This window comes from Caulobacter sp. GW821-FHT11E11 (assembly GCF_058808315.1).
In genome coordinates, this window is record NZ_JBXARO010000002.1 from 652,588 (window position 1) to 666,821 (window position 14,234).

Annotated in this window: 7 protein-coding genes; 3 read left to right on the top strand and 4 right to left on the bottom strand. The window is 71.0% G+C overall.

All coding sequences use genetic code 11. From position 1 onward, the window contains the following. Position 1: 1 nt before the first annotated feature. The gene (locus AC1RR5_RS07045; protein WP_492920483.1) at positions 2-1,012 is read right to left on the bottom strand and encodes a 2-hydroxyacid dehydrogenase; all 1,011 of its coding nucleotides are present in this window, start codon (positions 1,010-1,012) and stop codon (positions 2-4) included. Between the two features lie 106 nt (positions 1,013-1,118). Between AC1RR5_RS07045 and AC1RR5_RS07050 the strand changes: the two genes are divergently transcribed. After that, on the top strand, positions 1,119-1,814 hold the full coding sequence (locus AC1RR5_RS07050) for a hypothetical protein (protein WP_492920484.1): 696 nt from the start codon (positions 1,119-1,121) through the stop codon (positions 1,812-1,814). On the opposite strand, the gene AC1RR5_RS07055 is transcribed toward AC1RR5_RS07050, so the two are convergent. The 3 genes from AC1RR5_RS07055 to AC1RR5_RS07065 all read right to left on the bottom strand — a co-directional run bounded on the left by AC1RR5_RS07055 (position 1,811) and on the right by AC1RR5_RS07065 (position 5,912). Then, positions 1,811-2,566: a hypothetical protein gene (locus AC1RR5_RS07055; protein ID WP_492920485.1), complete on the bottom strand. Its 756-nt coding sequence runs from the start codon at positions 2,564-2,566 to the stop codon at positions 1,811-1,813. The two genes, AC1RR5_RS07050 and AC1RR5_RS07055, sit on opposite strands and share 4 nt — an antisense overlap. A gap of 128 nt (positions 2,567-2,694) precedes the next feature. Continuing rightward, positions 2,695-5,217, bottom strand: a complete 2,523-nt coding sequence (locus tag AC1RR5_RS07060; RefSeq protein WP_492920576.1) for an ABC transporter permease — start codon at positions 5,215-5,217, stop codon at positions 2,695-2,697. A gap of 8 nt (positions 5,218-5,225) precedes the next feature. Further along, on the bottom strand, positions 5,226-5,912 hold the full coding sequence (locus AC1RR5_RS07065) for an ABC transporter ATP-binding protein (protein ID WP_492920487.1): 687 nt from the start codon (positions 5,910-5,912) through the stop codon (positions 5,226-5,228). A gap of 57 nt (positions 5,913-5,969) precedes the next feature. Here AC1RR5_RS07065 and AC1RR5_RS07070 point away from each other — a divergent pair, with 57 nt between their 5' ends. Beyond that, positions 5,970-6,614, top strand: coding sequence for an arylesterase (locus AC1RR5_RS07070; RefSeq protein WP_492920488.1), 645 nt, complete (start codon positions 5,970-5,972; stop codon positions 6,612-6,614). A 217-nt stretch (positions 6,615-6,831) separates the two neighbouring features. After that, positions 6,832-14,226: a hypothetical protein gene (locus AC1RR5_RS07075; protein ID WP_492920489.1), complete on the top strand. Its 7,395-nt coding sequence runs from the start codon at positions 6,832-6,834 to the stop codon at positions 14,224-14,226. The last annotated feature ends 8 nt before the right edge of the window (positions 14,227-14,234 follow it).

The following is a 14,234-nucleotide window of genomic DNA, read 5'->3' on the forward strand; positions in this document are numbered from 1 at the left end:
CTCAGCCCTTCACGGCCGCCGCGACGACACGATGCTCGGGGTCTTTGCCCGCTTCGATCTCAGAGAGGCTACCCAGGGTCGTCCGGGCGATCGCGCCCAGCGCCTCCTCGGTCAGGAAAGCCTGGTGGCCGGTGATCAGCACGTTGGGGAAGGTCAGCAGGCGCTGGAAGACGTCGTCCTGAATGATCTCGTTGGAGAGGTCTTCGAAGAACAGGTCGGCCTCCTGCTCGTAGACGTCCAGCGCCACGCCGCCGATCTTGCGCGACTTCAGTCCGTCGATCAGGGCGTTGGTGTCGATCAGCGCGCCCCGGCTGGTGTTGACGATGACGACGCCGGGCCGGGCCTGCTCGATCGCCCGGACGTCGATCAGGTGGCGGGTGTCGGGCGTCAGGGGGCAATGCAGCGAGATCAGGTCGGCCTCGCGCAGCAGGGTCTCGACCGGCACGTAGCGGACGCCGGCGGCGACCAGATCGGGGTCCTCGACGACGTCGCTGGCCAAGACTTCGCAGCCGAAGCCCAGGCGCAGCATGCGCGCGACCAGGGCGCCGATACGCCCTGTCCCGACCACGCCGGCGACACGGCTGCACAGGTTGCGGCCGATCAGGCCATCCAGCGCGAAGTTGTTCTCCCGCACCCGGTTCCAGGCTCGAGGGATGTTGCGGTCCAGCGCCAGGATCAGGCCCAGGGTGAACTCGGCCACCGCCTCGGGCGAATAGGCCGGCACACGGACGACGGTGATGCCCAGCGCCTCGGCGGCGGCCAGGTCGATATTGTTGTAGCCGGCGCAGCGCAGAGCCACCGTCCGGACGCCGGCGGCCGCGATCGCCTCCAGCGCGGCCGCATCCAGGCGATCGTTCACGAAGACGCAGACCGCGCCGTAGCCGGCCGCCAGCGGCGCGGTCGCCGCATCCAGGTGGGCGTCGAAATAGTCGATCACGTGTCCGGACGTCGCGTTCGCCGCGTCCAGGAACCGCCGGTCATAAGCCTTGGCCGAGAAGACGGCGACACGCATGCGAAACTCCAAGATACCCGGACGCCCAGCCTTCCTCTGCGAGGCGCGATCTGGGAAGGTCGCGGAGTCGTCGTGTCTCGACAAGCCTCACCCTCAGATTGATGCCATGCTCAACAAGGCCTCGCAGATGGATTTCATCCGTATCCTCCGGTCGCTGGAGGAGTTCCTCTACGAGGTCATGACCTGGCTGGTCTTCTATCCGCGCACCTTGCTGCGGACGCTGCTGCGGCCGATCCAGGTCCTGGAATATTCCCGCAACGAACTGCGCAAGCCCGAGGAGGAACAGTTCCAGGACACGCTGAGCGCGCCGCTGTTCCTGATGCTGAGTCTGGTGATCTCGCACCTGATCGAACTGTCCCTGCACCTGAATCCGTTCGCCGATGCCGGCCACACGGCCGAGAAGCTGTTCGGTTCGGACCAGAACCTGGTGATCCTGCGCTCGCTGATGTTCGCGGTTTTCCCGCTGATGTTCGCCGTCGAGCAGGTGCGCGACACCAAGCAGGCCCTGACCCGCAAGACCCTGCGCGGCCCATTCTATGGCGAGTGCTACCCGGCCTCGGTGTTCTGCCTGGTGATCGGGATCGGCGGCGCGACCATCCAGGCCTTTCCAGCCAACGCCGCCATCGGCTGGGCGCTGATCATCGGCGCCATCGTCTGGTACCTGGGCCTGCAGGTCGTGTGGCTGAAGCGCTTCAACGACCGCTGGAGCCGGGCGATCCTGGTGACCGCCGGCTGCTTCGTGAAGGCGGCGACGGTGATGCTGATCATCGCCGTCGCCATCGCGCTGGCGATCAAGGATTAGAACTTCCGGTCGCCGTCCAGCGGGTCGCAGGAACCGCTGAACTTGGTCAGCCCATCCAGGTTGATATGGCCGCTGCGGCGGTCGATCATCAGCTTGGGCCGGTTCATGCCGTTCAGCTTGAACTCGCCCCGGATGATGTCGCGCGACACCGACAGGTTGGCGATGTCGTACCAGCCATCGTCATTACCGGAATGGATCGGCGGGATCATGTTCTTGGCCGGACGGATGCGACCCTGGCCGCCGTCGATCTCGACCGTGACCGAGGTGTCGTAGTCCTGGCGGGTGTATTCCACGCCGCTCTTGGCGACATAGCGGCGCTTGTCGGCGTCCCACTCGTAGCCGGACTTGTACTGGCTGCCCAGGCGCTGGCCCTCGCCATAGCAGATCAGGGCGATGTGCTCGCGATAGCCGCCGCCGCCCTGGCCATAGCCGAACTCGGGCGGACGATAGCCGCCGCCATTCCGCTGGCAATCGGGCGCCGGCGTGGAGACGATGGAGTCGTAGCGGCCGTCCTTGGTGGCGATCGACAGGCAGACGCCACGCTGGGCATTCCACCAGTAGGTCCATTTGCGGTCGTCGCCGCTCTGGCCGCCGACATTGACGTAGCCGCGCGAGGCCAGTTCGGACTCGCCGCTGGAGCCGCGCGCGCCCACCAGATCACGGACATCGGAAGGCGTGACCTGGGCGGCGGCCTGGCTGGCCAGCAAGGCGCCCCCAGCGACGATCATCGAGATCAGGATTCCGTTTCGCATCGTGCTCACACTCCAGGACAGCCGGCGGCATCGCCGTCCGATCAGTTGACCACGGCAAGGTGACGGTGGATGTGCGGAAAAGTCGAGTTCACCTTCCCACTCCGCTTTTTGTTGATCGCGAGGCGCCATCAGTCGCCGCGCAGCACCGGCGCCGGACGCTGGGACAGGGCTAGGCCCGCGGCGATCAGGCCGCCCAGGGTCGCCAGCCCGGTCGCGCCGGCCAGCAGCACCAGCACGCCGCTCCAGTCGACGCTCCAGCTGGCTTCGAAGACCTTGACCACCACGGGCCAGGCGGCCGCGAAGCCGAACAGGACGCCCGCCGCGCCGGCGATCAGGCCCACGGCGCCATACTCGATGACATAGGCGACCAGGATCTGGGCGCGGGTGGCGCCCAGCACCTTCAGCGTGGCGGCTTCACGGGCGCGAGCCCGCGCTCCAGCCGCGATGGCGCCGGCCAGCACCAGCAGGCCCGCCAGGCCGGCGACGGCGGCCGCGCCGCGAACGGCCAGGGCCAAGCGGTCGAACAGGGCGGCGGCGGCGTCCAGCTGTTCGCGGACGCTGATCACGTTCACGCCCGGAAAGTCTTGGCCCAGCTTGCGGGTCAGGGCGGCCTCGTGGTCTCGGCTCAGCCGGGCGATCGCCACGCTGCGCAGCTCCGCACCCTCCAGGGTCGAAGGATTGAAGATCAGGGCGAAGTTCGGACCGAAGCCGCCGAAGTCGACCTTGCGCAGCGCGGCGACCCGCGCCTCGATCTCGCGGCCCAGCACCTCGACGGTGATCGTATCGCCGATCTTGAGGCCGGCGGCCTCGGCGATCTCGACGTTCATCGCGACCTGCGGCGGGCCGGCATGGTCCGCGCGCCACCAGTGGCCCGACGCCACGCCGGCGTTCTTCGGCTCCTTGGCGAACAGGGACAGGCTGATGTCGTTGTCGAAGGCCCAGCGCTCGGACGGCTTGATCGCCTGGGTGTCGACGGGCTTGCCCTTCAGGGCGACGATCCGGCCGGTGGCGAACGGCATGCGCAGATAGGCGTCTTCGCGCAACGGGCCGGTGACGCTGGCCACCGCGGCGTCGAAGGCCGCGGCGCGATCGGCGGGGATCTCGGTGAAGACCATGGCCGGCGCGGTGCGCGGGGCGACCTCGCCGACCTGGGCCAGCAGCGCCGACTGGATCAGCACCACGCAGGCCAGCAGGGCGACGCCCAGACCGATGGCCGGGGTGGCCGTCTTGGCCGCCGAGCCCGGACCGGCCAGGTTGGCCAGGCCCAGCTTGACCGGACCGCGCGTCAGGCGGCGCGCCTTGCCGGCGCTCCAGGCGGCGGCGCGTCCCTGGGCCGAGAGCAGGCCGAAGGCGACGGCGACGCTAGCGATCATGATTCCCGCCGCCAGCGGCGTCGGGGCTGTGGCCAAGGCCAGGGCCGCGAGGCCGGCGCCTGAGACGACGGCGCCGATGGTCTCCAGGCCAAACGGCAGGCGGGCCTTGGGCGCGCGGCGGAACAGGGCCGAAGGCGGCGTGCTGCGGGCGCGCGCCAGCGGGACCAACGAGAAGGCCGCCGCCGCCAGGATCCCGAACAGTCCCGCCTTGGCCAACGGCCACGGATAGACCTTGAACAGCGCCGGTATCGGCAGGTTCGAGCCCGCCAACTGACCCAGGATCAAGGGCGCGATGGCCCCGACCGCCAGGCCGATCGTCACGCCCAGCAGAGCCAGGACGCCGATCTGGATCAGGTGCAGGTCGCGGATCAGGCCGCTCTGCGCCCCCAGGGCCTTGAGGACCGCGATGGCCGGTTCGCGCGTCGACAGATAGGCCGACACCGCGCCGGCCACGCCCAGGCCACCGGCCACCAGCGAGGCCAGGCCGATAAAGCCCAGGAAGTATTCCAGCTGGTCGATCAGCCGCCTTGCGCCTGGCGCGCTGTCTAGCCGGTCGCGGACCCGGAAGTGAGAGGCCGGAAACGCCGCCTGGACGGCCTTGCCCGCCGCGCGCGGGTCTTGGGTGGAGGGCAGGGTGATGCGGACGGCGCGCCCCGACAGCCCGCCCGGCGCGAGCAGGCCGGAGCGGTCCAGCACGTCGCCGCGGACCAGGACGCGCGGGGCGATGGAGAAGCCGCGCGACAGGCCGTCGGGCTCGCCCATCAGGCGCGCGCGAACGACCAGGGTCATGGGGCCGGCCTCGAACCGGTCACCGATCTTCAGGTGCAGGCGGTCGAGCAGGGCGGGCTCGACCGCCGCGCCGGGCAGGCCGTCGTGGTCGGCCAGGGCAGCCGCGAGGTTCGGCGCGCCGTCCAGCTTGACGGCGCCGGCCAGCGGGAAGCGGCCATCGACGCCGCGCAAGCTGACCAGGCGACGCTCGCCGCTGGGCGCCTGAGCCATGGCGCGGGCGACGGCGGCGTAGGTCGTGACGCCCAGCTTGTCAAAGGCCGCGCGCTCCTTGTCGGTGAAGTCGCGGTTCTCGACCGAGAACGACAGGTCGCCGCCCAGGATCTCGCGCGCCTGACTGGCCAGGCCCTGGCGGAAGGCCTCGGCGGTCGAGCCGGCGGCGGCGATGGCGGCCACGCCCAGGGCCAGGCAGGCCAGGAAGATGCGAAAGCCGCGCACGCCCGAGCGCAGTTCGCGGGCGGCCAGGCGGAAGGCGAGCGGAGCCCCGAGGATCACTTTGCTCACGCGACGATGCGCCCGTCGGCCATCCGCACGATGCGGTCGGCGCGGGTCGCTAGGGTCGGGTCGTGGGTGACCATGACCAGCGCGGCGCCCACCTCGGCGACGAGGTTGAACATCAGGTCGGCCACGGACGCGGCTGTGGCGCTGTCGAGGTTACCGGTCGGCTCGTCGGCGAACAGCAGGGCGGGGCGCGCGGCCAGGGCGCGAGCCAGGGCGACGCGCTGCTGCTCGCCGCCCGACAACTGGTGGGGATAGTGGGTGAGGCGTCCGGCCAAGCCGACGCGGGCCAGCCAGTCGCGCGCCGTGGGCAGCGCGTCGCGGGCGCCGGCGATCTCCAACGGCGTGGCGACGTTCTCCTCGGCCGTCATATTGGGCAGCAGGTGGAAGGCCTGGAACACCAGGGCGGCCCGGCCGCGTCGCAGGCGGGCCCGGCCGTCCTCGTCCAGTTTCGCCAGGTCTTGGTCGAACAATCGCACCGTGCCGGCGGTGGGCTCCTCCAGTCCGGCCCCGACCGCGATCAGCGAGGACTTGCCCGAGCCCGATGGGCCGACGATGGCCACACGCTCGCGGGCGTTCACGACCAGGTCGACGCCGCGCAGGATGTTCACGGGTCCGGCGGCGGAGGGCAGGGTCAAGGCGACGGCGTCGAGAACCAGGGGCGCGGTGGGCGGGGCGTCGTCGATCATCGGGCTTCCTGCGAGGCCGGTCCTTGTTCCGCCGGCGGCTGACCTACATAGGAAGGCATGAGCCCGACCGCACAGCGTTTTCCCAACCGTCGCCGATTTTTACTCGGCCTCGGCCTGCTGACCCAGGTCGCCGCCGCGCCCAAGGCGCCGGTCGTGACCGTTCTGGGCGACTCCATCACCGCAGGCCTGGGCCTGCCGGCGCGCGACGCCATGCCCGCCCAGCTCCAGGCGGCTCTGGGACGCCTGGGTGTCTCGGTCGTCGTCCGGGCGGCCGGCGTGTCGGGCGACACCAGCGGCGGGGGTCTTGCGCGGGTGGGTTTCAGCGTCGCACCCGACACCCGGATCTGCGTGGTGGCGCTGGGCGGCAACGACCTGCTGCAGGGCGTCGATCCCGCCCAGACCAAGGCCAATCTGCGCGGCATCCTCCAGAAGCTGAAGGCGCGGGGCATCGGCGTGGTCCTGGTCGGCGTCGCCGCGCCGCCGGCGATCGGGGCGACCTATGCGCGGGAGTTCAACGCGATCTATCCCAGCTTGGCGCGGGAGTTCGCCGCGCCGCTCTACGCCAATATCCTGGCCGGCGTGGGCGGCAATCAGGCCCTGATGCAGCGGGATGGCATCCACCCCAACCCCGGCGGCGCCAAGCGGATCGGCGAGGCCCTGGCGCCGATCGTGGCCAAGGCGTTGCGGGGCCGCGCCAGCTGAGGCGCACGCTCACGAATCGATGATATACGGCCGCCCTCGTCGGGCGTTGGAGGTCTTCCAGCGGCCCGGGAGTTTCGTTCGTTCGCACAATCACTTATGATGCCGTTAATTCTCCCGTCACGGTTGTTAGTGCTTTATTAGATTACGACGTTCGTCGAATTTCGGCGGCGACCCTTCGGGGTGAGCTTCTCGGGGGAGGGGGGCTTTGCAAAACTCCATGAGCAACACGACGCCGCGCGTCGATCGTCTGGCGGGCCTGACCTCGGCCCTTGCGCAGCTGAATGCGCGCATCCGCGCCGAGAGTGTCGATGTCGCGACCGCCATGGCGCTGCGAGAGCGGTTCCTGCCCTCCCTGCCGGCGATCGACGCCACGCGGGACGTCATCCTGTCCCAGATCGGCCGCGGGGGCGGCCCGGTGTCGCCCGATACGCTGCTGACGCTTTACGGCGCGCTGGGCGAGCTTTCGCGCGCCCTGACCTCGCCGCTGCCCGAGCAGACGGTCGTACCGCTGTCGCGCCAGGCTGATCGCCGCGCGCAGCAGCGCGCCGAGCAACTGGACGCCAGCGCCCGCAAGATGCTGGGCTCGATCAGCAAGGCCCTGGCCGCCAGCACCGGCGCCGCGGCCCTGTTCGCCACACCCGTCGCCGCCAGCCTGTCCACCAATCCGGCGGGCACGAACTTCGCGGTCCCGAGCATGGCGGCCGCTCTCGTGCTGAAGCCGGCCGTGCCGGTCGTGTCCGTGAAAAACCAAGCCAGCAACGGCAGCGGCGGCAGCGCCTGGTCGGATGGCGACAACGGCGACAGCTCGGCCAATCTCACCCGCGACATCGTCGATCCCGACCACACCATCATCGCGACCGGCCAGCCCGGCATCCTGATCAGCACGCGCGCCGGCTATGGCGGCGGCGGCGGTGACGCCGGCGTCGGCGGCAGCGGCGGCGACGGCGGCTGGGGCGGTCGTGGCGGCAGCGTCACCTTGAAGGCCGCGATCGACATCTCGACCAGCGGCGACGACGCCCACGGCATCGTGGCGATCAGCGCCGGCGGCGGCGGCGGCAATGGCGGCGACTTCGCGGTCGGCGTCGGTTCGGCTGGCGACGGCGGCCAGGGCGGACCGGGCGGCGCGGTCAGCGTCCGCCTCGGCGCCAACGCCATCGAGACGAACGGCAGCAACTCGGACGGTATCTTCGCCTCCAGCGTCGGCGGTCCGGGCGGCAGCGCCGGCAGCTGCGACGTCGCGATCTGCGGCGGCAGCGGCGGCGGCAACAGCGCCATCGGCGGCGCGGTGTCGGTCTATACCGAGGCCGGCGCGTCGATCGTCGTGAACGGCAAGTTCTCCAAGGGCATCCGCGCGGCCAGCCTGGGCGGTTTCGGCGGCGATGGCGGCGATTCCTATTTCTCCCTGGGCTATGCCTCGAACGGCGGCAGCGCCGGCGACGGCGGCCAGGTGACGGTGACCAACAACGGCGCCATCACAACCCACGGGATCAACGGCGACGCAATCTTCGCTCAGAGCGTGGGCGGCGGCGGCGGCGACGGCGGTGACACGGGCATCAGCCTGTTCTCGCTGGGCGGCGGCGGCTCGCACGGCGGCGCTGGCGGCTCGGTGCAGGTCACCAACGGCGCCACCGGGGTCATCGAGACCTGGGGCGCCTATTCGCGCGGCATCCTGGCCCAGTCGATCGGCGGCTCGGGCGGCTCGGGCGGCTCGGCCTCCAGCCTGGTCTCGATCGGCGGCAACGGCAGCGGCACGTCCAATGGCGGCGGGGTCACGGTCAACAACGCCGGCGCGATCACCACCCACGGCGAAGGCTCGCAGGCGATCTTCGCCGAAAGCATCGGCGGCGGCGGCGGTGACGGCGGCGGCGCGGCGGGTCTGGCGGCGGTCGGCGGCATCGGCGGCGGCGGCGGCGACTCCAAGAAGGTCACGGTCGGCAACACCGGCTCCCTGACGACCCTCGGCGCGGACGCCTCGGCCATCTACGCCCAGAGCGTGGGCGGCGGCGGCGGTGACGGCGGCGGCACGGGCGGCATGATCTCGATCGGCGGCTCGGGCGGCGACGGCGGCAAGGGCGGCGTGGTCGACATCAGCAACAGCGGCAAGATCCGGACGGGCGGCGACCGCTCGATCGGCGTCTTCGCCCAGTCGGTCGGCGGCGGCGGCGGCAATGGCGGCGGCGCGGCCAGCGTCGGGGCCTTCCTGAACATCTCGGTCGGCGGCACCGGCGGCAAGGGCGGCGACGGCGACACCGTCACGGTCAATGCCGGCGCGAGCAGCGACATCCGCACGGCGGGCGAGCGCGCGGCCGCGATCTTCGCCCAGAGCGTGGGCGGCGGCGGCGGCAATGGCGGCTACGGCGTGGGCGCCGCGGTCGGCGCCTTCGGCGCGCTGAGCATCGCTGTCGGCGGCACGGGCGGCGACGGCGGCGACGGCAAGACGGTCACCGTCAACACCAGCGGCTATCTGGAAACGATCGGCGCGGACTCGCAGGGCGTCTTCGCCCAGAGCGTCGGCGGCAGCGGGGGCAACGGTGGCTTCGCGGTCGCGGCGGCCCTGGCGGTCGGCAAGGCGGCCTTGTCGGGCTCGGTCGCCGTGGGCGGCGCGGGCGCGGGGGCCGGTGACGGCGACCTCGTCACGGTGAACAACAGCGCCACGATCAACACGACCGGCGACCGTTCCAGCGGCCTTCACGCCCAGAGCGTGGGCGGCGGCGGCGGCCACGGCGGCTGGAGCGGCTCGATCGCCGCGGCCGGCGGCGGCGTGGCCGGCGCGATCGCGGTTTCGGTCGGTGGCGCGGCCGGCGGCGGCGGCGGCGGCGGCGTGGTCGACCTGACCAACACCGGCGGCATCACCACCAAGGGCGCGGACTCGTATGGGCTCCTGGCCCAGTCGGTGGGCGGCGGCGGCGGCACGGGCGGTTTCTCGGTCAGCGCGGCGGTTGGCGGCGGCAAGACGGCCGGCGGCGCCAGCCTGGCCCTGGGCGGCTCGGGCGGCGAAGGCGGCGACGCCAAGGCCGTCGATGTCGACAGCAAGGGGACGATCCTCACTGGCGGCGACCGCGCGATCGGCATCCTGGCCCAGAGCCTGGGCGGCGGCGGCGGCGCGGGCGGCTGGAGCGGCGGCCTGGCGGTCGGCGCGGGCAGCTCGGCCGGCGCGGCGTCGGTCACGGTCGGCGGCAGCGGCGGCAAGGGCGGCGACGGCTGGAAGGTCGACGTCCTCAGCGGCAGCGATATCGGCACTACGGGCGACGGCGCCCACGCGATCTTCGCCCAGTCGGTGGGCGGCGGCGGCGGCGCGGGCGGTTTCTCGATCTCGGGCGCCCTGGCGGTCGGCAGCACCAACAGCGTCGCCCTGAACGCCAGCGTCGGCGGCAATGGCGGCGTCGGCGGCACGTCGAGCGACGTCAAGGTCGAGGCCACGGGCGCGACCCACACCACCGGCGAGGCCTCGCACGGCGTCTTCGCCCAGAGCGTGGGCGGCGGCGGCGGCGACGGCGGCTGGGCCGGTCGCCTGACCGGCGCGGTGGCGTCGAACAAGAGCGTCACCCTGGGCCTCAGCCTGGGCGGGCAAGGCGGTTCGGGCGGTAACAGCGGCGATGTCGACGTCGACATCATCGGCGAGATCCTGACCGACGGTAACGCTTCGCACGCGGTCTTCGCCCAGTCGGTGGGCGGCGGCGGCGGCACGGGCGGCTTCACGGTCGCCGCCAATTTCGGCGCGACCAAGTCGACCAATATCGGCCTGACCATGGGCGGCAGCGGCGGCGGCGCGGGCGAAGCCGGCGACGTCCATGTCACCACCACCAAGACCATCAATACCAAGGGCGACGGCTCGATCGGCGTCTTCGCCCAGAGCGTGGGCGGCGGCGGCGGGGCCGGCGGCTCGGCCGGCAACATCGCCCTGTCGGGCAGCCAGTCGGTCAATGTCACCGCCAACATGGGCGGCTTCGGCGGCAACGGCACGACCGGCGGCGACGTCGAGGTGATCAACAGCGGGGCCATCTGGACCGTCGGCGAGCTGTCGCACGGCATCCTGGCCCAGTCGATCGGCGGCGGCGGCGGCCATGGCGGCATAACGGGCCTGGATTCCGACGAGTGGGGCGAATACCTGGCCGGTGGCAGCGGCTCGGTCTCGTTCGGCGACCGCAGCCAGAACATCTCCATCGCCATGGGCGGCTCGGGCGGCAAGGGCAACCACGGCGGCGACGTCAAGGTCGTCAACTCGGGCGCCATGCGCACCGACGGTTCGCTGAGCCACGTGATCTACGCCCAGAGCGTGGGCGGCGGCGGCGGTGACGGCGGTGTCGCCACCTCGGTGTCCGGCGCGATGGGCGCGGGCAAGAATGGCGTCTATTCGATCGCCATGGGCGGCTTCGGCAGCACGGCGGGCGACGGCGGCAAGGTGACGGTGGAGAACACCGGCGTGCTCGCGTCCCTGGCCGACGGCAGCCACGGCGTCTTTGCCCAATCGGTGGGTGGCGGCGGTGGCGCGGGCGGCGACGCCCGGGGCTTTGCCCTGGCCTTCTCGAACAAGAAATCCAAGGGCGCGACCTCGGTGTCCGTCTCGCTGGGCGGCTATGGCGGCGCGGCAGGCGACGGCGACGAGGTCACGGTCGACAACAAGGGCGGGATCTACACCAAAGGGGCCCAGTCCTTCGGCATCCTGGCCCAGTCGGTGGGCGGCGGCGGCGGGGCCGGTGGTTCCGTGTCCGACGAAGGCGAGGAAATCCCCAACATCCTCGACCTGATCAACAAGGGCGAGGGCAAGGCCGCGCAGATCGCCATCGGCGGCAGCGGCGCGGCGGCCGGGGATGGCGGCTTCGTCCGTGTCCTGAATGACGGCGTCATCCACACGGTCGGACAGGGCAGCCACGCCATCTTCGCCCAGAGCGTGGGCGGCGGCGGCGGCCTGGGTGGCTCTGGCCTGGCCGGCGAGGTCAGCATCGGCGGCCAAGGCGCGGCGGCCGGCGACGGCGGCGAGGTCTATGTCAAGAACAAGGGCTCGATCGTCACCGAGGGGGACCTGGCCCGCGGCGTCTATGCCCAGTCGATCGGCGGCGGCGGCGGCGTCGGCGGCGCGACCGACGCCGAGAGCGAGGACGAGGAACGCGGCGGCCTGGCCGCGACCATGTCCACGGTCGGCAACCTGACGGCCACGGCCGAGTTCGTGAAGTCACTGAAGGAGCCGGCGTTCGGCATCGGCATCGGCGGCATGGGCGGCGCGGCCGGCAACGGCGGCAAGGTCACGGTGATCAACGACGGCAAGATCACCACCTCGGGCGTCAACGCCAACGGCATCTTCGCCCAGAGCGTGGGCGGCGGCGGCGGCCAGGGCGGCGAAGGCATCATGTCGGCCGTCGGCCAGGTGGTGTTCTCAGGCCTCGGCGGCTCGGCCGGCGACGGTGGCGAGGTGATCGTCACCAACACCGGCGACATCGTCACCTCCGGCGCCGGGGCCACGGGCATCTTCGCCCAGAGCGTGGGCGGCGGCGGCGGCCTGGCCGGCGACTATTCGCTGGGCCTGGCCTCGTGGGGCAACACCACGGCCTTCGGCGGCCAGAACTATAGCGACATCCTGGATCTGCAGCTGAACCCGATCCACGCCAATGGCGGGAACGGCGGCGACGTGACGGTGACCAACACCGGCAACATCACCGTCACCGGCACGGGCGCGGTCGGCATCTTCGCCCAGTCGGTCGGCGGCGGCGGCGGCCTGTTCGGCGGCAAGATGCTGCTGGGCTTCATCGGCTCGATGGAAGGCGTCGGCGAGGGCGGCAAGGTCACCATCGTCCAGAACGGCAACGTCATCGTCGGCGGCAAGAACGGCATCGGCGCGGTCTTCCAGAGCGCCTCCAAGGACGGCAACGACGACATCACCGTAACCCTGAACGGCGACGTGAAGGGCGGCTCGGTCTACGGCATGGGCGTCCTGATGGACGGGGGCAAGAACAACACCCTGACCCTGAACGGCGTGACCTGGTCGGACTCCAAGCTGGCCGTCACGGCCACAGGCGGCAATGACGCGGTCATCTCCAACAAGGGTCTGGTCGGCAATGTCGACCTGGGCCTGGGCGTCAACAGTGTCACCAACAACAGCAAGTCGTTCTTCGTCTCGCTGGACTATGTGAAGCTGAACGGCGGCAACCTGATCAATCACGGCCTGCTTAGCCCCGGCGACGCGGGCGTGGTGCAGACGACGAACGTCCAGGGCAGCTTCATCCAGTCGGCCACCGGCAACATGCTGACCGACCTTGATCTGCTGCGCACCGGCAAGTCGGGCGAGATCGACCAGCTGAAGCTGACCGGTTCGGTCGACATCAAGGGCGCGTTCACGCTCAACATCCTGAACCCGGGCTACGCGCTGCCGGGCAGCCACACCGTGACGATCCTGGATGGCTCGGGCACGCTGACCCAGTCGGGCGTGACGCTGAACAAGCCGACCTCGGCCGTGGCCAGCTTCGCCCTGGCCGCGACCAGCCAGGACCTGAACCTCAAATACGACATCGACTTCTCGCCGACCGGCCTGAACCGCAACCAGACGGCGCTGGGCGACCATATCAACGCCATTCAGACGGCCGGCAGCTCGCCGACCTTCGCGCCGATCACGGCCGAGTTGTTCTACGTGCCGACCGTCGGTCAGCTGGCCAATTTCTATGACGGCTTCTCGCCGGAGACCTACGCCGCCCAGCAGACGGCGCAGGTCTTCGCCAGCCAGCAGTTCGCGGACTCGATGTTCAGCTGCCCGCGGACCAGCGAGGGCGTCGCCTTCTCCGAGCGCGGCTGCATCTGGGTGAAGCCTTCGGCGCGTTGGCTGCAGCTGAAAGGCAGCTCGGCGGCCATGGCCTATGACGAGAACTCGACCGGCCTGTCGGGTGGGTTCGAGGCGGCATTCAACGGCGACTGGCGCGTCGGCGGGGCCCTGTCGGCCGAGGATGTCGGCGGCGGCGTCAAGAGCCGCGTCAACGCCGATGGCCAGCGCTACCAGGGCGGCCTGGTCGTCAAGCGCGATCCGGGCCACGGCTTCGGCCTCGGCCTGGCGATCCATGGCGGCCAGTCGGACATGAAGACCCGGCGCCTGGTGCCGCTGCCGGCTTCCCCCGCGCGCTTTGCTCGTGGCAAGCAGGACATGAGCTTCTTGGCCGCCACGGGCCGCGCCTCGTATCGCTGGGGCTCGGACCGGGCCTATGTGAAGCCGATGATCGAGGCCAGCGCGGTCAAGGTCGAAACCAAGGGCTTCACCGAAACTGGCGCCGGTGCGGTCAATCTGGTCGTTCCCGACCAGAAGGACACCTACGGCCGCGCCAGCTTCAAGGTCGAGGCCGGCGCCGAGTTCCAGGGACGCAGCGCCGTCTATCGGCCCTATGGCCGACTGGGCGCGACCTATTCGTCAGACGCCGAGAAGGCGCTGTTCGAGGCGGCCTTCCAGGGCGCTCCGGCCGCAGCCGCCAGCGGCTTCACGGTCAATCCGGGCCTGGACAAGACGACCTTCGACACCGAGTTGGGCGTGTCGGTCATCGGCGCCAAGGCCAGCGGCCGCCTGGCCTGGACCGGCCAGTTCGGCGACCGGACCCGGAACCAGACGCTGTCGCTGAAGATCGCGGTCCCGTTCTAGGAGTGTGT